At 75.4% G+C, this 16,735-nt stretch carries 20 protein-coding genes; 12 read left to right on the top strand and 8 right to left on the bottom strand.

Annotated features, from left to right (window positions below; genetic code table 11):
* Positions 1 to 102 precede the first annotated feature (102 nt).
* From ASG36_RS08465 to allB, 7 genes are read left to right on the top strand one after another with little or no spacing between them, the layout of a single operon-like run.
* Positions 103 to 405, top strand: coding sequence for an urease subunit gamma (locus ASG36_RS08465; RefSeq protein ID WP_055761874.1), 303 nt, complete (start codon positions 103 to 105; stop codon positions 403 to 405).
* A complete protein-coding gene (locus ASG36_RS08460) occupies positions 402 to 704 on the top strand; it encodes an urease subunit beta (RefSeq protein ID WP_055761871.1) in 303 nt (100 codons plus the stop codon). The genes ASG36_RS08465 and ASG36_RS08460 overlap by 4 nt, the downstream gene beginning before the upstream one ends.
* Positions 704 to 2,425: an urease subunit alpha gene (locus tag ASG36_RS08455; protein ID WP_055761868.1), complete on the top strand. Its 1,722-nt coding sequence runs from the start codon at positions 704 to 706 to the stop codon at positions 2,423 to 2,425. The genes ASG36_RS08460 and ASG36_RS08455 overlap by 1 nt, the downstream gene beginning before the upstream one ends.
* Position 2,426: 1 nt before the next feature.
* Positions 2,427 to 3,077 (top strand): urease accessory protein UreF, encoded by a 651-nt coding sequence (locus ASG36_RS08450; RefSeq protein ID WP_055761867.1) that lies wholly within the window; start codon positions 2,427 to 2,429, stop codon positions 3,075 to 3,077.
* Positions 3,067 to 3,753, top strand: coding sequence for an urease accessory protein UreG (gene ureG, locus ASG36_RS08445; RefSeq protein ID WP_055761864.1), 687 nt, complete (start codon positions 3,067 to 3,069; stop codon positions 3,751 to 3,753). The genes ASG36_RS08450 and ureG overlap by 11 nt, the downstream gene beginning before the upstream one ends.
* 25 nt (positions 3,754 to 3,778) lie before the next feature.
* Positions 3,779 to 4,486 carry an urease accessory protein UreD gene (locus ASG36_RS08440; protein ID WP_235494726.1) on the top strand — a complete coding sequence of 236 codons (708 nt, stop codon included), beginning with the start codon at positions 3,779 to 3,781 and terminating at the stop codon, positions 4,484 to 4,486.
* The gene (allB, locus tag ASG36_RS08435) at positions 4,483 to 5,814 is read left to right on the top strand and encodes an allantoinase AllB (protein WP_055761858.1); all 1,332 of its coding nucleotides are present in this window, start codon (positions 4,483 to 4,485) and stop codon (positions 5,812 to 5,814) included. Before ASG36_RS08440 ends, allB begins: the two co-directional genes overlap by 4 nt.
* Positions 5,815 to 5,821: 7 nt before the next feature.
* Here allB and ASG36_RS21865 read toward each other — a convergent pair whose 3' ends face one another.
* Positions 5,822 to 5,980, bottom strand: coding sequence for a hypothetical protein (locus ASG36_RS21865; protein WP_157498661.1), 159 nt, complete (start codon positions 5,978 to 5,980; stop codon positions 5,822 to 5,824).
* Positions 5,981 to 6,082: 102 nt separating this feature from the next.
* Between ASG36_RS21865 and alc the strand changes: the two genes are divergently transcribed.
* Positions 6,083 to 7,081 (top strand): allantoicase, encoded by a 999-nt coding sequence (gene alc, locus ASG36_RS08430; protein ID WP_055761855.1) that lies wholly within the window; start codon positions 6,083 to 6,085, stop codon positions 7,079 to 7,081.
* Between the two features lie 196 nt (positions 7,082 to 7,277).
* The gene (locus ASG36_RS08425; protein ID WP_082522869.1) at positions 7,278 to 7,622 is read left to right on the top strand and encodes a DUF4333 domain-containing protein; all 345 of its coding nucleotides are present in this window, start codon (positions 7,278 to 7,280) and stop codon (positions 7,620 to 7,622) included.
* Between the two features lie 158 nt (positions 7,623 to 7,780).
* On the opposite strand, the gene egtE is transcribed toward ASG36_RS08425, so the two are convergent.
* From egtE to egtA, 5 genes are read right to left on the bottom strand one after another with little or no spacing between them, the layout of a single operon-like run.
* A complete protein-coding gene (gene egtE / locus ASG36_RS08420; RefSeq protein ID WP_082522868.1) occupies positions 7,781 to 8,890 on the bottom strand; it encodes an ergothioneine biosynthesis PLP-dependent enzyme EgtE in 1,110 nt (369 codons plus the stop codon).
* 10 nt (positions 8,891 to 8,900) lie between these two features.
* Positions 8,901 to 9,869 carry an L-histidine N(alpha)-methyltransferase gene (egtD, locus tag ASG36_RS08415; RefSeq protein WP_055761851.1) on the bottom strand — a complete coding sequence of 323 codons (969 nt, stop codon included), beginning with the start codon at positions 9,867 to 9,869 and terminating at the stop codon, positions 8,901 to 8,903.
* Positions 9,866 to 10,504: an ergothioneine biosynthesis protein EgtC gene (gene egtC / locus ASG36_RS08410; RefSeq protein WP_235494723.1), complete on the bottom strand. Its 639-nt coding sequence runs from the start codon at positions 10,502 to 10,504 to the stop codon at positions 9,866 to 9,868. The genes egtD and egtC overlap by 4 nt, the downstream gene beginning before the upstream one ends.
* 43 nt (positions 10,505 to 10,547) lie before the next feature.
* Positions 10,548 to 11,852: an ergothioneine biosynthesis protein EgtB gene (egtB, locus tag ASG36_RS08405; RefSeq protein WP_055761845.1), complete on the bottom strand. Its 1,305-nt coding sequence runs from the start codon at positions 11,850 to 11,852 to the stop codon at positions 10,548 to 10,550.
* Entirely contained in the window at positions 11,849 to 13,144 is a 1,296-nt protein-coding gene (egtA, locus tag ASG36_RS08400; protein WP_055762774.1) for an ergothioneine biosynthesis glutamate--cysteine ligase EgtA, read from the bottom strand. The genes egtB and egtA overlap by 4 nt, the downstream gene beginning before the upstream one ends.
* 219 nt (positions 13,145 to 13,363) lie before the next feature.
* On the opposite strand from egtA, the gene ASG36_RS08395 reads away from it, so the two are divergent.
* Entirely contained in the window at positions 13,364 to 14,317 is a 954-nt protein-coding gene (locus tag ASG36_RS08395) for an anti-sigma factor RsbA family regulatory protein (protein WP_055761842.1), read from the top strand.
* A gap of 2 nt (positions 14,318 to 14,319) precedes the next feature.
* The gene (locus tag ASG36_RS08390) at positions 14,320 to 14,847 is read left to right on the top strand and encodes a DUF309 domain-containing protein (protein WP_235494721.1); all 528 of its coding nucleotides are present in this window, start codon (positions 14,320 to 14,322) and stop codon (positions 14,845 to 14,847) included.
* Here ASG36_RS08390 and ASG36_RS08385 read toward each other — a convergent pair.
* The gene (locus tag ASG36_RS08385; RefSeq protein WP_055761839.1) at positions 14,765 to 15,379 is read right to left on the bottom strand and encodes a DedA family protein; all 615 of its coding nucleotides are present in this window, start codon (positions 15,377 to 15,379) and stop codon (positions 14,765 to 14,767) included. The two genes, ASG36_RS08390 and ASG36_RS08385, sit on opposite strands and share 83 nt — an antisense overlap.
* Positions 15,380 to 15,420: 41 nt before the next feature.
* The gene (locus tag ASG36_RS08380; protein WP_055762771.1) at positions 15,421 to 15,870 is read right to left on the bottom strand and encodes a MarR family winged helix-turn-helix transcriptional regulator; all 450 of its coding nucleotides are present in this window, start codon (positions 15,868 to 15,870) and stop codon (positions 15,421 to 15,423) included.
* A 75-nt stretch (positions 15,871 to 15,945) separates the two neighbouring features.
* Between ASG36_RS08380 and ASG36_RS08375 the strand changes: the two genes are divergently transcribed.
* Positions 15,946 to 16,728, top strand: a complete 783-nt coding sequence (locus ASG36_RS08375; RefSeq protein WP_055761836.1) for a hypothetical protein — start codon at positions 15,946 to 15,948, stop codon at positions 16,726 to 16,728.
* The last annotated feature ends 7 nt before the right edge of the window (positions 16,729 to 16,735 follow it).

Raw genomic sequence — 16,735 nt, 5'->3', positions numbered from 1 at the left:
GCTTGTGGTGTGACGGTTATGGTGGCTGGTCCTGGGGTCTGCGCAACAGGACTGTCACACCCCCGGGTTAGCGTCCACCGAACCCGACGAGGAGGTCGACCGGTGCACCTGTCCCCGCACGAGCAGGAACGGCTGCTGCTCAGCTACGCCGCCGAGCTGGCCCGCCGCCGGCAGGCCCGCGGGCTGAAGCTGAACCTCCCCGAGGCCACGGCCCTGGTCAGCGACCACGTCCTCGAGGGAGCCCGCGACGGCGTCCTGGTCACGGAGTTGATGCAGACCGGCCGCACCGTCCTCACCCGGGACGACGTCATGGACGGCGTGCCCGAGATGCTGGAGGAGGTGCAGGTGGAGGCGACCTTCCCGGACGGGACGAAGCTGGTGACCGTCCACCACCCCATCCCGTGATCCCGGGCGAGGTCATCCCGGCAGAGGGGTCCATCGAGACGCTCCCGGGGGTGCCGCGGGTGGAGCTCGAGGTGCACAACAGCGGCGATCGACCCGTCCAGGTGGGATCGCACTTCCACTTCGCCCAGGCCAATGCCGCGCTGGTCTTCGACCGGGGTGCTGCGCGCGGGCACCGGCTCGACATCGCCGCGGGTACCGCCGTCCGCTTCGAGCCGGGCATCGAGAAGACCGTCGTCCTCGTCCCCCTGGCCGGCGCTCGCGTCGTGCCGGGGCTCACCGCAGAAGGGGGTCTGGGCTGATGGTCCGGCTGTCCCGTGAGCGTTACGCCCAGCTGTACGGCCCCACCACGGGTGACCGCATCCGGCTGGCCGACACCGACCTCCTCATCGAGGTGACCGAGGACCGGTCGGGCGGGCCCGGGCTGGCCGGCGAGGAGGCCGTGTTCGGCGGCGGCAAGGTGATCCGGGAGTCCATGGGGCAGGGCCGCGCCACCCGCGCCGAGGGTGCCCCCGACCTGGTGATCACCGGGGCGGTCGTGCTGGACCACTGGGGCGTGGTCAAGGCCGACGTCGGCATCCGGGACGGGCGCATCGTGGCGTTGGGCAAGGCCGGCAACCCCGACACCATGGACGGGGTCCACCCGGACCTGGTGATCGGACCGGCGACCGAGGTGTTGTCCGGGAACGGGAAGATCCTCACCGCCGGCGGCATCGACTGCCACGTGCACTTCATCTGCCCGCAGATCGTGCCGACCGCGCTGGGTTCCGGGGTCACCACGCTCATCGGTGGCGGTACCGGACCGGCGGAGGGCTCCAAGGCCACCACGATCACACCCGGCGACTGGTACCTGGCCCGGATGCTCGAGTCGATGGACGTCTGGCCGGTCAACGTGGCCCTGCTGGGCAAGGGCAACACCGTCTCGCACGCCTCGCTGGAGGAGCAGCTCCGGGCCGGGGCGAGCGGCTTCAAGCTGCACGAGGACTGGGGGTCCACGCCCGCAGCCATCGACGCCGCCCTCACCGTCGCGGGACGGCACGGGGTCCCGGTCGCCCTGCACTCGGACACCCTGAACGAAGCCGGTTTCGTGGAGGACACCCTGGCGGCCATCGGTGGCCGGAGCATCCACGCGTACCACACCGAGGGGGCCGGAGGAGGTCACGCGCCGGACATCATCACCGTCGCCGGGCACCCGAACGTGCTGCCCAGCAGCACGAACCCGACCCGGCCGCACACCGTCAACACCCTCGACGAGCACCTCGACATGCTCATGGTCTGCCACCACCTGGACAGCTCCGTGCCCGAGGACCTCGCCTTCGCCGAGAGTCGGATCCGACCCACCACCATCGCCGCCGAGGACCTGCTGCACGACCTGGGGGCCATCTCGATGATCGGCTCGGACGCCCAGGCCATGGGTCGGGTCGGTGAGGTCGTCATGCGCACCTGGCAGACCGCGCACGTGATGAAGCGCCGCCGCGGCTCGCTGGCCGGGGACGGTGCCGCCGACAACGCCCGCGCCCGCCGGTACGTCGCCAAGTACACGATCTGCCCCGCCGTGGCGCACGGCATCGACGGCGAGGTCGGCTCGGTGGAGCCGGGCAAGCTGGCCGACCTGGTGCTGTGGGACCCGAAGACCTTCGGCGTCCGGCCGCACGTGGTGCTCAAGGGCGGCATGATCGCCTGGGGCCAGATGGGGGACGCGAACGCCTCGATCCCCACGCCGCAGCCGGTCTACCCGCGCCCGATGTTCGGCGCCTACGGCAAGGTGCCGGCGATGACGTCGATGCACTTCGTCGCCCAGGCCGCCCTCGACGACGGTCTGGCCGACCGGTTGGCGGTGGACCGGCGACTGGTCGCTGTCTCCGACACCAGCCGGCTGGGCAAGGCGGACATGCCGGAGAACACCGCCCTCCCCGACATCCGCGTCGACCCGGACACCTTCACCGTGTCCGTCGACGGGGAGGTCTGGGACCCCGAGCCGGTCGCCGAGCTGCCCATGGCCCAGCGCTACTTCCTGTTCTGACGTGACCGCTGCCCTGCTCGCGCTCGCCGACTCCCGCCTCCCGGCCGGCGGCCACACCCATTCCGGTGGGGTGGAACAGGCGATCACCGCCGAGGTGGTGCACGACCCGCGCACGCTCGAGACGTTCCTGCGACGACGGCTCTCCACGGCGGGCCGGGTGGCCGCCGGTCTCGCGGCAGCGTCCTGCCGCGCGGTGCTGACCGGGGACGAGTCGACCCTGACGACGTGGGACGCCGAAGCGGAGGCGCGCACACCGTCCCCGGCGCTGCAGCAGGCCTCCCGCCAGCAGGGCCGCGGGCTGGTGCGGGTCGGGCGTCGCGCCTGGCCGCACCCGGCGTGGGACGCGCTCCCGGACCGGCCGCACCACCCCGTGGTGCTCGGGGTCGCGGCCGCCGCCGGCGGCCTCACCGCACGGGATGCAGCGGCAGCGGCCGCCTACCTGTCCATCACGGGTCCGGCCACCGCTGCCCAGCGACTGCTGGCCATGGACCCGATCACCGTCGCCACGGTCACGGCCCGGCTGAGCCCCGACGTGGACGTGGTGGCCAGCACGGCCCAGCCGGACCCGTGGCTGCCCGCCGACACCGATCCCCTCCTCGACCTGCTGGCCGAGGTGCACGCCTCCCGGAAGGACCGGTTCTTTGCCTCCTGACCACAACCTCGACGACTACGTGGACCCCTACGCCGATCCCGCGAACCGGGGCCACCGGCACGGCCCGCTCCGGGTGGGCCTGGGCGGTCCGGTCGGATCGGGCAAGACGGCGCTGGCGGCTGCGCTGTGCCGCACGCTCGGCGCCGAGTACGACCTGGCCGTCGTCACCAACGACATCTACACGACCGAGGACGCCGACTTCCTGCGCCGCAACGCCGTGCTGCCCGACGACCGGATCGAGGCGGTGCAGACCGGGTGCTGCCCGCACACCGCGATCCGCGACGACATCACCGCCAACCTGGACGCCGTCGAACTGCTGGAGTCCCGGCACCCGGGGTTGGAGCTGGTGTTCGTGGAGTCCGGTGGGGACAACCTGACCGCCTCGTTCAGCTACGGCCTGGTCGACGTGCAGGTCTTCGTCGTCGACGTGGCGGGCGGGGACAAGGTGCCGCGCAAGGGCGGGCCGGGGGTGACCAGCGCCGACCTGCTGGTGGTCAACAAGACCGACCTCGCGCCGATGGTGGGTGCCGACCTCGGTGTGATGCGCCGGGACTCCGACGCCGTGCGCGACGGCAAGCCCACCTTCCTCATCTCGCTGCGCGAGGACCCGGCGGCCACCCAGGTCGCCGAGTGGGTGCGCGAGCAGGTGCGCGCCCGCGCCGTGCAGCACGCCTGAGGCACCGGTGCGGACGGTGGTGGAGGTGGTCGCGCGGGCGGGTCCGGGCGGGCGCACCGTGCTGCCCGTGGTGCGGGCCAGCGGCCAACTCGCCGTCCGACGCACCGGGCCGACCACGGTGCACCTGGTGGCCACCGCCTTCGGCCCGCTGGGCGGGGACGACGCGCAGATCAGGCTGGTCGTCGAGGCCGGCGCCCGCCTCTCGGTCTGCACGGTGGCCGCCGCGGTGGTGCTGCCGGCGCGGTCCAGCGACGGATCGGGGTCCCCGCCCTCGGTCCAGCGGGTGCTGGCCGAGGTCGCCGGAGAGCTGGACCTGCAGCCCGAACCCACCGTGGTGACCGCCCGGGCCCACCACCACGCGCTGCTGCACGCCGTGCTGGACGACGGGGCCCGGCTGACCGCCATCGAACAGGTCCAGCTGGGCCGCACCGGGGAGGAGCCCGGGCACTGGACGGGCACCACCCGTGTCGAGCGGTCGGGTGTGCCGGTGCTGCACACCACCGTCGGCCTCGGCCCGGGCGCAGCGGCGTGGCTGCCCCCGGTCGCCCCCCGGGCGTACGCGAGCACCACTCACCTGGGCACGCAGGGCGGCCGTGCCGTGGGCGACAACGCAGTGCGGCTGCCGTTGCCCGGCGGGTGGGTGGCCACGGCCTGGGGTGACCGGCTGACCCCCACCCTGGCCCGGCTGGGCGCGCTGGAGGACACCCCCACGACGAGGAGCGAGGCCCGATGACCGAGGACCTGCCGGCGGACCTGGTGGTCCGGGCCCGTCGGGTCGTATTGCCTGACGGCGAGCGTCCTGCGGCCGTGCACGTGCGTGACGGTCGCATCGCAGCCGTCACGGCGTTCGAGGACGCCCCCGCCGGTGCCACGACGCTGGCGGAGGACGAGGTGCTGATCCCCGGCCTGGTGGACAGCCACGTGCACGTCAACGAACCCGGCCGCACGGCCTGGGAGGGGTTCGCCAGCGCGGCCCGGGCCGCGGCAGCCGGTGGGGTCACCACGGTGGTGGACATGCCGCTGAACTCGATCCCGCCCACGACCTCGGTGGGTGCGCTGGAGGTCAAGCGGGCGGTGGCTGCGGGCCAGGTCAGCGTGGACGTGGCGTTCTGGGGCGGCGCCGTGCCGGACAACGCCGACGAGTTCGCCCCGATGCTGGCCGAGGGGGTGGTGGGCTTCAAGTGCTTCCTGCTCGACAGCGGCGTCCCCGAGTTCCCGCCGCTCTCCACCGACGGCCTGCGGGCCGCGCTCACCGAGCTGGCGGCCGTCGACGGTCTGCTCATCGCGCACTGCGAGGACGGCCCGACCATCGACGCCGCCCCCGACCCCGACGGCACCAGCTACACCGCGTTCCTCGCCTCCCGGCCCGGTGCTGCCGAGGAGACCGCGATCGGCACCCTGTTGGCCGTGGCCGCCGAGACGGGGGCACGGGTGCACGTGGTGCACCTGGCCGATGCGCACGCCCTGCCGCTGCTGCGACGGGCCCGGGCGGACGGTGTCCGGGTGACGGTGGAGACCTGCCCGCACTACCTCACCTTCGCCGCGGACGAGGTGCCCGACGGGGACACCGCCTTCAAGTGCTGCCCGCCGATCCGGGAGGCCTCCCACCGGGAGGCGCTGTGGCAGGCGCTGGTCGACGGCGAGATCGACCTGGTGGTCAGCGACCACTCCCCGTGCACCCCGGAGCTCAAGCGGCTCGACGTGGGCGACTTCGGGCTGGCCTGGGGTGGCATCGCCGGCCTGCAGGTGGCGCTGCCCGCGGTGTGGACCGGCGCCCGGGCGCGAGGGGTGCCCCTGGCCCGGGTGGTGGAGCTGATGTCGGCGGCGCCGGCGGCGCTGGCCGGGCTGCCCGGCAAGGGCGGCATCGAGGTCGGGAAGGACGCCGACCTGGTCGCCTTCGCCCCCGACGCCACCGCGGTGGTGGGCCGCCTCGAGCACAAGAACCCGGTGACCCCCTACGCGGGGCGGGAGCTGACCGGAGTCGTGCGGGCGGTGTGGCTGCGCGGGGAGCGCACCGGCGGGGCCCCCGCGGGCAGGTTGCTGCGCCGCGGGGACCGGTGAACCGGGGCTACTGCTGCGGCTTGGCGGCAGCCGCCTCGTCGATCGGCTTCGGGTCGGTGGCCACGCCACCGGCGGGGTCGGCGTTGCCCAGCGCGGTCTCGGCGGGCAGCTCCTGCATCGCCTTCTTCGCGCGTTCTGCCAGGTCCTTGGGGGTCGGGGTGCTCATGGGTGCTCCTCCTGTTGGTGGGACCGGAACCACCCACTGTGCACCCTCCGGCGCTGATCGGTGGCCTGAGAGGGTGGGACGTCACCCCGAGTCAGGAGAACGATGACCGACGTCCGCGCCCCCTGGACCCAGCTGCCCGACCTCGCCAGCCGCACCCTGGGCGGTGCCGTGGTCGCGGCCAACGACGAGTTCTTCGCCGCCCGGGAGAACCTGGTGCTGCCCTGGCCGGCCGTGCGGCGGGACGACTTCGGTCACAAGGGCAAGGAGTACGACGGCTGGGAGACCCGCCGCCGCCGCACCCCGGGCGAGGACTGGGCCGTCGTCCGGCTCGGGGCGCCCGGCGTGGTGTCCGGGGTCGTCGTCGACACCGCGTTCTTCACCGGCAACTACCCGCCGCAGGCCTCCGTCGACGGGGTCGCGGTCGAGGGCCACCCCTCGGTCGATGAGCTGGCCGGCGCCGACTGGCAGCCGCTGCTGGGCCGGGTGGACCTGGCCGGGGACACCGCCAACGCGTTCGCCGTGGTCAGCGACCGGCGGGTGACCCACGTGCGGCTGACCATCCACCCCGACGGCGGCGTGGCCCGCTTCCGGGTGCACGGCACCGTCGTGCCCGACCCGCGGTTCCTGGACGCCGGCCCGTGCGACCTGGCCGCGCTGGAGAACGGCGGGCGGGTGACCGCGGTCAGCAACGACTTCTACGGCAGCCCGCACCAGGTGCTCGGCCGGGGCGACGCCCGCTCGATGGGCGAGGGCTGGGAGAACGCCCGCCGCCGGGACGACGGCAACGACTGGCTGGCCGTCCGGCTGGCCTGCGAGGGCACGGTCACCCTGGCCGAGCTGGACACGTCGTACTTCCTGGGCAACGCCCCCGGTGCGGCCTCCCTCACCGGCATCACCGCCGACGGCACCGAGGTCGAGCTGCTGGCCCGCACCCCGCTGCAGCCGGACACCCGGCACCGGTTCCTGCTGACCGACGCGCCCGGGGTCACCGACGTCCGGCTGGACGTCTTCCCCGACGGCGGGATGGCCCGGTTGCGGCTCTGGGGGCGGCCGACCGCGGGTGGCCGGGCCGAGCTGGACCGCCGGTTCGGGGCGGGCTGACCGGGCCGTACAGCGGGCGGAGCTCCCCGGCCGACGGACCGCCTTGCTGCACCGGCTCCGACGTGCGGACCGACACCGACGGCGAGGTCGTGGGCGCCGACGCCTCGCGCCGACCGCCACCCGCGTGGGTGACGCTCACCGAGCCGACACCCGCCAGGGTCGCTACCTTGCCGGGGAACGCACAGGGAACACCCAGGTGCGCCCGACCGAGGAGACAGCCATCACCCGCTCAGCCTTCCGCCGCGCCGCCCTGGGGGTCGCCGCCGCCCCCGTCCTCGCCCTGTCGCTGAGCGCCTGCGGCGCCGGCTCGGTCGACTCCGACAGCGTCGAGTCGCAGGTCGAGGACCAGCTCGAGCAGCAGGTCGGCGTCCGCCCGGACGTCGAGTGCGAGGAGGACCTCCCCGCCGAGGTCGACGCGACGATCACCTGCGCCCTGGAGGTCGACGGCGAGGACGGCGTGTACGACGTCACCGTCACCACGACCTCGGTCGACGGCGACACCGCGATGTTCGACGCCCAGGTGGCCGACACCCCGCGCTGAGGCACGTCGGCGACCGGGCCGGAAGCAGGGTCCCCGGTCCGGTCGCCCGTGTTCCACGTGGATCACGGGGGCGTCCCGTGCGAGGGGTCGGGCGCCTCCGGGAGCCGGTTCGCCGGCGCGCTGAGCGAGTGGGTCGAGGGGCAGCTGCGGCCCGACCCTCAGAGCACCGATGCCAGCTGGTCCAGCTCCGCCTCGGTGACGTCCAGGTGCGGGGACACCCGCAGCACCGGGGCGGCCAGCTCACCCGGCGCCCGGGAGGGCAGGCACAGCGTGGTGACGATGCCGTGCTCGACCCGCAGCCGGGTGTGGGTCTCGGTGACGTCGACCCCGTCCGGAGCGGCGAGCGTGGTCGCCGGCGTCGGCTCGTCGACCGGCTCGACGACCCGCCAGCCGGCCACGCCCTCCAGCCGTTCACGGGTCGCCCGGCCGATCCCGGCCAGCCGCTGTCGGACGGCGACGGGGCCGGCGGCGAGGTGCTCGCCGATCGCCAGGGTCAGGCCCACCCGGCCGGCCACGTGCGCGTCGTGGGTCTCGAAGGACGTGGCCTCGGCCGGGTCGCCCTGCACCGGGGTGAGCCGGGCCCGGAACGAGGGCCGCAGCACCAGGAAGCCGACCCCGCGCGGACCGGCGAGCCACTTGCGCGAGGTGCCGTAGACGGCGTCGGCGGGGACGTCGCAGTCCACCTGGCCCAGCGCCTGCGCGACGTCGACGACCAGCGGCACCCCGGTCGCCCGGCAGATCCGGGACACCTCGACCAGCGGCTGGACGACGGCCCGGTGGCTGGCCACCACGGTCAGGTGCACCGCGGCCGGGGGGTCGGCGCGCAGCGACCGGGCCAGCGCCTCCAGGTCCACCCGGCCCAGGTCGTCGGCCGCGAGCACCTGCGGCTGCAGGCCGGCGTACCGGATCGCGGCGAGGTTGCCGTGGTACTCCCCGGGCAGCACGGCCACCCGGGAGCCCGCGGGCAGCTGCCAGGACGAGAAGAGGATGCGCACCGCCGAGGACGCGCTCTCGCAGAACGCGACGTCGGCCGCGGCCAGCCCGACCAGCCCGGCGAGCACCGACCGGCCCTGCTGCAGCAGCGGGGCCGCGGACTCCTCGGCCTGGTAGCCACCGACCTCGGCCTCGTGCCGCGCGTGGTGGGCGACCGCGTCGAGCACCTTCACCGACTGCCGGCTGCAGGCCGCGGAGTCCAGGTGCACCGCGGCCGGGCGTGGGCGGGCGGCGCGCCAGGAGGCGCCGAGCTCGGGGTGGGGCAGGGCGCTCACCGGGCCGAGGCTAGACGGGGGTGGCCAGGGTGAGCGCGAAGTCCCCGTCGTCGTCGGTCCAGCACTCGGCGACCCGCAGCCCGGCGGCGGCCAGCTCCTCGGCGACGGCCTCGACGGTGAACTTGGTGGACACCTCGGTCCGCAGGTCCTCCCCGGCCGCGAAGGGCACCTCCAGGTCCAGGCCGTTGATCCGCACGACCTGGTCGCGGGTCGAGCGCAGCACCATCTCGATCCGGGAGTCCGGGGCGTTCCAGCGGGCCACGTGGTCGAAGGCGTCGAGGTCGAAGTCGGCCTTGAGCTCCCGGTCGACCACGGCCAGCACGTTCTTGTTGAACGCCGCGGTCACCCCGGCGGTGTCGTCGTAGGCGGCGACCAGCCGGCCGGTGTCCTTCACCAGGTCGGTGCCCAGCAGGAACCAGTCGTCCGGGTCGAGCATCGCGCCGACGGCGGCCAGGAACGCCGCGCGCGGGCCGGGCTCCAGGTTGCCGATGGTCGAGCCCAGGAAGGCGACGAGCCGGCGTCCCTCGCGGGGGAGCTCGCCCAGGTGCGCGGTGAAGTCGCCGACCGCGGCGTCCACGGCGAGGTCGGGGAACTCCGCGGCCAGCTGGGCGCCGGCCAGCCGCAGCACCGACGGGTCGACGTCGAAGGGCACGAACCGGGTCAGCGTGCCGGCGGTCTGCAGGGCGGTGAGCAGCAGGCGGGTCTTCTCCGACGTCCCGCTGCCCAGCTCCACCAGGGTGTCGGCGCCGGAGAGGACGGCGATCTCGTCGGCGTGCTCGACCAGGATCGACCGCTCGGCGCGGAACGGGTAGTACTCCGGCAGCCGGGTGATCTGGTCGAACAGGTCGCTGCCCCGCTCGTCGTAGAACCAGGTCGGCGGCAGCGTCTTCGGGGTCGCGGTGAGACCGGCGGCGACGTCGGCGCGCAGCGCGGCGCCGGCGTCGACCGGGCCGAGGTGGTCGGTGAGGGTGAACGTCACTGCAGGTCCTCCAGGGAGATGCCGTCGGGGGTGACCGACACCAGGTGCCGGTCGGGGACGTCGACCCAGCGCGGGTCGTCGTCGAAGGGCTCGCTCGCCAGCACCGTGCCGGCGTCGGTGGTGAGCACCGAGAGCGTGTCGCCCCAGGTGGTGGCCAGCAGCCGGGTGCCGTCGGCGGCCAGCAGGTTCAGCCGGGCGGCGCGGTCCGCGGCCCCCACCTCCCGGACGACGTCGCCGAGGTGGTCGACGCCGCGGTGGAACACCAGCGCGGCCAGCTGCGCGCTGTCACAGACCGACTCGGCGCCCGGGGACGCCGGCAGCACCGCGCGGTCGACCCGGCCGTTGTGCGACAGCAGCCACCGGCCGTCGGTGAACGGGGCGGCCGCGGACTCGTCGATCGGCATGCCGACGGTGGCCGAGCGCACCGCGGCGACCACGCAGGAGGCGGCGACCGCGGGGGCGACCGAGGCGAAGGACGCCGAGCCCCACAGCGGGGTCGCCGCACGCCACCGGGCGGGTTCGGCGCGTCCCTCGGCCCACCAGCCGACGCCCCAGCCGTCGGCGTTCACCGTGCCGTGCGCCTGCCGACGGGGTGCGTAGGACTGCACGACGAGCGCCGACGGCGGGTCGAGCACCAGTGAGGCGAGCGTGCGGGGCCGCCCCAGCCACGCGAGGTGCCTACACATCCCAGGCCAGCCGGATCCCGCTGAACACCTGGCGGCGCTGCGGGTGGTCCCAGTTGCGGAAGCTGGGCCGCAGCGTGGAGGCACCGACCGCCCAGGAGCCCCCGCGGAGCACCCGGTAGTCCCCGCCGAAGAAGGGCTCGGAGTACTGGGCGTAGAGCATCGGGGTGAACCCGGGCCAGGCGGTGAACGCCGAGCTGGTCCACTCCCACACGTCGCCGAGCAGCTGTTCCACGCCGTACGCCGAGGCCCCGGCCGGGTAGGCGCCGACCGGGGCGGGCCGCAGGGCGACGCCGTCCAGGTTGGCCAGCTGCGCGCTCGGCTCGGACGCCCCCCACGGGAAGCGGCGCCGCGTGCCGGTGGCCGGGTCCCAGCTCGCCGCCTTCTCCCACTCGACCTCGGTGGGCAGCCGGGCGCCGGCCCAGGCCGCGTAGGCCTCGGCCTCGAAGAAGGTGACGTGCTGGACCGGTTCGTCACCGGGCACCTCCTCGACGGTCCCGAAGCGGGTCCGGGTGCCGTCGGCGTGCCAGGTCATCGGCCGCTCCAGCCCGGCCTCGGCCACGTGCGCCCAGCCGCGCTCGGACCACCACCGCGGGGTGCGGTAGCCCTCGTCGGCGACGAACCGGGCGTACTCGGCGTTGGTGACCGGCACCCGGCCGATCCGGAAGGCCGGGACGTCCACGGTGTGTGCCGGGCGCTCGTTGTCCAGGCTGAAGGGCTCCTCGACGCCGTCCACCCCGAGCTGGCACGGGCCCGCGGGCACCAGCACCGAGGTGCCGGCCACCCCGGGCCGCCCGGGGGGCAGCGCCGTGCCGGCACCGAGCACCGCGGGGCCCGAGCGCAGCTGCAGGGTCTGCAGCATGGTCTCCCCGTGCTGCTGCTCGTGGCTGACCACCATCGCGGCCGGGAACAGCGCGGTGCCCGGGTCGTCGGACCGGCCGGCGGCCTCGATGCCGTCCAGCACCCGGGCCCGGACGTCGGCGACGAACCCGCGTGCCTCCACCGGCGGCAGCAACGGCAGCCCGGCGCGCACGGCGCGGGGGTGGGTGAAGGCGTCGTAGAGCGCCTCGACGTCCACCGGCAGCACCCCGGGGCGCCCGGCCTCGCCGCCGCGCAGCAGCCAGAGGTCCTCCTGCTGCCCGATGTGCGCGAGGTCCCAGACCATCGGGCTCATCAGCGGGTCGTGCTGGCGGAGCAGCTCGGGCTCGTCGAGGTCGGTCAGGTGCAGCGTGCGGTCCCGGGCCGCGGTGAGGTCCCGGACGACGGTCTCGGCGGTCGGCTGCTGGGGGGCGGTGGTCACGAGGTCTCCTCCATCGGGGTCGGGTCGGCACAGGCGGCGAGCAGGGCGGCGGCAGGACCCGAGCTGCGGGCGGTGTCCAGCACGTCGTCGGCCGGGCTCCGACCGGCGTCGACGAGCGCGGCGAGGGCCTCGACCTCGGCCCGCAGCCCGGTCGGCGACCGGTCCAGTGCCGCGGCCAGGCATCCCCGGGCGGCGGCGTGCAGCGCGGGATCGGCCAGCCCGAGCCGGGCGGCATCGGACCACCGGCCGGCGACCGGCTCGCAGGCGGCGGCCGCGGCATCGGCGGCCACCGGGTCGTCGAGCAGCGTGGTGGTGACCGCGGCCAGGGCCGGCCACCAGGGGTCGGGGGCGGCGTCGAGGTAGCGGACCTCGAGGAACCCGCGCAGCCGGACCGGGGGGAACAGCGTGGTCAGGTGGTAGTCGAGGTCGGCCGGCGTGGGTCGTCGTCCGCCCAGCAGGGTCTCCCCGGACGCCCAGTCGGCGAACGGGACCCGGCCGGTGACCGGCTCGGCGCCGCCGGCGTCGGTCAGCCGCACCAGCATCACCGGCGCGGCCAACGCGTAGTCGGCCCACTCGTCGGCCGGGTCGCCCCGCCCGAGCAGCGGCCCGCAGCGGGCCTGGTCCAGATCACCCCACACCTGCTGCCGGGTCGACACCCAGTCCGTCTCCTGCCCCACCAGCAGCGGGGACGACGCCGAGACGGCCACCAGCACCGGGCCCAGCGCGTGGGCCAGCGCGACCCGCTCGCGCCACTGTGCCGGCGCCCCGGCCTCCAGGTTGACCTGCAGGGACGCCGTCGACGTCATCATCGCCGCGCCGGCCCGGGTGCAGCCGACGGCGGCGAAGTGGTCCTCCATCGCCCGGTAGCGGGGCCCGGGGCTCACCCGGGCCGCCGGGCGGAGCGGGTCGGCGCCCAGCGGGGCCAGCCCCAGTCCGTCCCCGGCAAGCGCGCTGCGGAGCACGGCCGCGTCGGACCGGAGGGCTGCCACGGCGGCGGTCACGTCGGGGTGCGGCGGGCCGGACAGCTCGACCTGGCCACCGGGCTCCAGGGTGACCGCGCTGCGTCCGGGCAGTGGGCCCAGCCGGTCGACCAGCCCGGTGATCCGGGCCCAGGGCACCCGGACCGCGGGATCGCGCAGGTCGACCAGGTGCGCCTCGAGCTCGAGCCCCACCGGGCCGGGCGCGCCCGGGTGCAGCGCCGCGGCCACGACGTGCTCGTGGGCACTCGGAACGCCGTCCAACGGACGGGCGTCGGTGAGCGTGCTGTCTGTGCTGGGAAACGCCGTGGCCACAGCCACCCCCTCCAGGTCCGGACCGGTCACGTACGACCGCGGGTCGGTGCGGGGGCGGCCTGCCGTGGCGGGCCGTCCTCGTCCACCAGGGTGCCACGCCGCTGCCACTGCCTCGACCGGGGAGAATCGGGCAGGCGCGGACGCCTAGCCTCGTCCCCACCCGGGTAGTCCGCGGGTGAGCGCCGTCCGGCGTCGACGAACGAGGGGCGGTGGGACGACGTGGGTGCCGACCGGGACTGCGCGCGACACAGCGCGTTGCTGGTCTCCGCCGACGCCGACCTCACGGCCGCCGGGGCGAGCTGGGTGCGGGCCGGCCACGAGCTCGGCCAGCCCGTCGTCGCCGTGCTCACCCCGGACGTCGCCGCCGCGCTCGCGCCGGGCACCACCGACGGCACCGTGGTCTGGGCCGACTGGTCCGAGGTGTTCGCCGGGGGCGCTCCCGCCGCGGTGACCGCGCTGCGCCGGCTCGCCGCCCGGCACCGCGTGGGGGAGGACGGCGTCGTCCGGCTGCTCATCGAGCCCTGGGCCGGCACCGACCCCGACGCGTGGCGGGAGTGGCAGCGCTTCGAGGCCGTGCTCGACCACGTCGCCGGCAGCGAGCCGCTGTGCGTGGCCTGCGTGCACGACACCCGTCGGCAGCCCGCCCAGCTGGTCGACACCGCCCGGGCCACCCACCCGGTGCTGCTGCAGGCCGAGGGCGAGGTCGCCAACGCCGACCACCAGGACCCGGCTGCCTTCCTCACCGCCCTCCCGGTGCCCGCCGAGCCGCTGGAGGGCGAGGCGCCGCTGGTCTCCGCGGACTCGGTGCGCGACCTGCGCGGGCTGCGTCACGACCTGTCGGTGCGCACCTCGGAGAACGGGCTGCTGGCAGGCCACGAGACCACCGTCGAGGACTTCTTGCTGGCCGTCGACGAGATGACCACCAACGCGCTGCGGCACGGCCGGCCCCCGGTCGACCTGCGGCTGTGGGCGACCGCCGACCGGCTGGTCTGCCGGGTCACCGACCACGGCAGCGGCCTGGACGACCCGTTCATCGGCTACGGACCCGCGCACGGCGAGGACCTCTCGCGCGGCGGGATGGGGCTGTGGCTGGCCCGCCAGCTCTGCGACCACGTGGACATCACCCCCGAGGGCGACGGTGTCTCCATCCGGCTGACCACCAGCCTGGACTGACGGTGGCCCGGGACCGGGACGCCGAGGGACGGGCCCGCAACGCCCGACCCCGGGACGGCCTGGGGCGGCCACTGCCGCACGGGTCGCCGGGGGTGGAGCGGGCCCCGGAGGGCGTCGTCCGCACCGCCGGGGACACGCTCGTCGAGGCCCAGCGCCTGCTCGACGCAGGCCGGCCCTTCCACGCCCACGAGGTGCTCGAGGACGCGTGGAAGACCGGTCCGGACGACGAACGCGAGCTCTGGCGCGGGCTGGCCCAGCTGGCGGTCGGGCTCACCCACGCCGCCCGCGGCAACGCGACCGGAGCGCGCACCCTGCTCGACCGGGGTGCCGGGCACGTGCAGGCGGCTGCCGGCACCGCGGCCCGGCTGGGGGTGGACGGCGTGGAGCTCGCCCGCTGGGCCCGGTCCGCTGACGTGACCGGTCGGGTCGAGCCCCCCGTGCTGACGGTCAGGCGGGGACCGGCACCGCAGCGTGCTCCCGACGGCGCCGCAGCACCCGGCGGGCCACCAGGACCGCGACCAGGACCGTGACCGCCAGCGGCACGAGCACGTAGACGTCCGCGTCCAGCGGCGGCATCAGGTTCGCCGCCGTCGTCCCGCTGACCACCAGGGTGGTCGCCCAGGCCAGGGCACCGACGAACTGGGCCACGGTGAAGCGGCGGTAGGAGACCCCGGCCGCCGCGGCGGCCCGCGGGGTGAGCGTGCGGGTGCCGGCGACGCACTGGGCGACGGCGACGACGACGAGCGGGTGCCGCCGCAGCCCGGCGAAGACCCTGCTCACCAGTGCGCGGGCGCGGCCGGGGGCCTTCGCGACGAGGTCGCCGTCCCGACCCCGCCACCACGACAGGTGGGCACCCAGCACGGTCGCGGCGGTCACGACGCCGATGACCACCGGGAGCGGCAACCCGCGGTTCACGGCCAGCCAGCCGGCGGCGAGCACGGCAGTGCTCCCGGGCAGCAGCATCCCGGCGAGGAACCCGGACTCGGCGACGAGGACGACGGCGATCAGGGCCAGTCCGACCCCGCGGGGGGTCGCTGCGAGAGCTCCGAGCACGTCGTCCACGAGGTCCGGATGCCCCCGGGGCGAGATCGTGTAACGCGCAACTACTCCTGTGACGCGTCTCGCAGGGCGTCCACGGCGGCGGTGAGGAAGCGGGCGACCACCTCGACGTCGTCCGCGCTCATCCCGTCGAGCACCGCGCCCACCCCGGCGGCCATCGGGGTGAAGAACTCCCGGGCCAGGTCACGGGCCCGGTCCTGCACCCGGAGCACGACCTTGCGCCGGTCGGTGGTGCTCCGCTCGCGCACGAGGTGGCCCGACCGGGCGAGCCGGTCGACCAGGGCCGTGGTGGCCGGGGAGGACAGGCGCAGCTCGGTCGCCAGCAGACCGGGGGTCATCTCCCGCCCGGCCATCGAGGCGCCCACGACGACGGCGAGGGCGTCGAGGTCGGTGCGGTGCAGATCGTGGGTCTCGCCGAAGACCGCGGCGGTGCGGTTGCTCTCCACCGACACCGAGCGGAGCAGCAGGACCACCTCGCGCCGGCGTGCGTCCATCGTCACCCCTCGGTTTGGGTCAGGTACTTCCACGGTAGAGACATCTCGTCGTCGAAGGAACGTCCGAGGAGCAGCATGAAGGACAGCACCAGGGTCGTCGCGGTGGTCGTGGCCGCCGTGGCCCAGATCGTCGGCAGCCCGTTGGGGACGGCGATCTCCGGCCGGAGCGTCGGGGACGTCAGCGACGGGGCCCGCTCGCTGGTCACCCCGGCCGGCTGGGCGTTCTCGATCTGGGGGCTGATCTTCCTGGGCTCGCTGGCCTGGGCGGTGTACCAGGCCCTGCCCGCCCAGCGCACCCGGTCGGTCCACCGCCGCACCGGGTGGCCGCTGGCTGCGGCGTTCGCCGGCAACGCGGTCTGGGAGACCGTCTACCCGCTCGGCGGGGCGTGGCAGTACGTCGCCCAGGTGGTGATCTTCGGGATCACCGCCGCGGCCGCCGTCGGGTTCGCCCGACTGCAGGACCTCGACGCCCGCGGCGAGGTCGCCGGTCTGGCCCGGGTGCTGCCCGCGGCGACGGCCGGCCTCCTCCTGGGCTGGGTGACCGTCGCCCCGGTCGCCAACGTGGGCAACACCGGCGTCGCGCTGGGCATCGACCCCGACACCACGTCGTCCCAGGTGTGGGCCGTGATCGCGATGGTCGCCGTCGCCGCCATCGGGGCCTTCGTCGTGCTGGCCTCCCGGGTCGCCGCCGGCCCGTTCGCCGCCGCCGTGGTCTGGGGCACCGTGGCGATCGCCGCCGCCGGGGGGCCGCTGCCGGTCACCGTCGCCGCGCTCGGTGCCGCCGCCGTCGTGCTGGTGTCCCTCGGCGTCCGCACCGCCGCCCCGCAGGTCAGCGCCCGCACCCTGCTCGTCGGCTGACCCGCCC

The organism is Geodermatophilus sp. Leaf369 (genome assembly GCF_001424455.1).
Taxonomy (GTDB): domain Bacteria; phylum Actinomycetota; class Actinomycetes; order Mycobacteriales; family Geodermatophilaceae; genus Klenkia.
This window is presented reverse-complemented; position numbering and strand designations above follow the sequence as displayed.

Coding starts and splice junctions, on each gene's coding strand:
- ASG36_RS08455 (WP_055761868.1), top strand. CDS start 704: ATGGTCCGGCTGTCCCGTGAGCGTTACGCCCAGCTGTACGGCCCCACC.
- allB (WP_055761858.1), top strand. CDS start 4,483: ATGACCGAGGACCTGCCGGCGGACCTGGTGGTCCGGGCCCGTCGGGTC.
- ASG36_RS21865 (WP_157498661.1), bottom strand. CDS start 5,980: ATGAGCACCCCGACCCCCAAGGACCTGGCAGAACGCGCGAAGAAGGCG.
- alc (WP_055761855.1), top strand. CDS start 6,083: ATGACCGACGTCCGCGCCCCCTGGACCCAGCTGCCCGACCTCGCCAGC.
- ASG36_RS08380 (WP_055762771.1), bottom strand. CDS start 15,870: ATGGACGCACGCCGGCGCGAGGTGGTCCTGCTGCTCCGCTCGGTGTCG.
- ASG36_RS08375 (WP_055761836.1), top strand. CDS start 15,946: ATGAAGGACAGCACCAGGGTCGTCGCGGTGGTCGTGGCCGCCGTGGCC.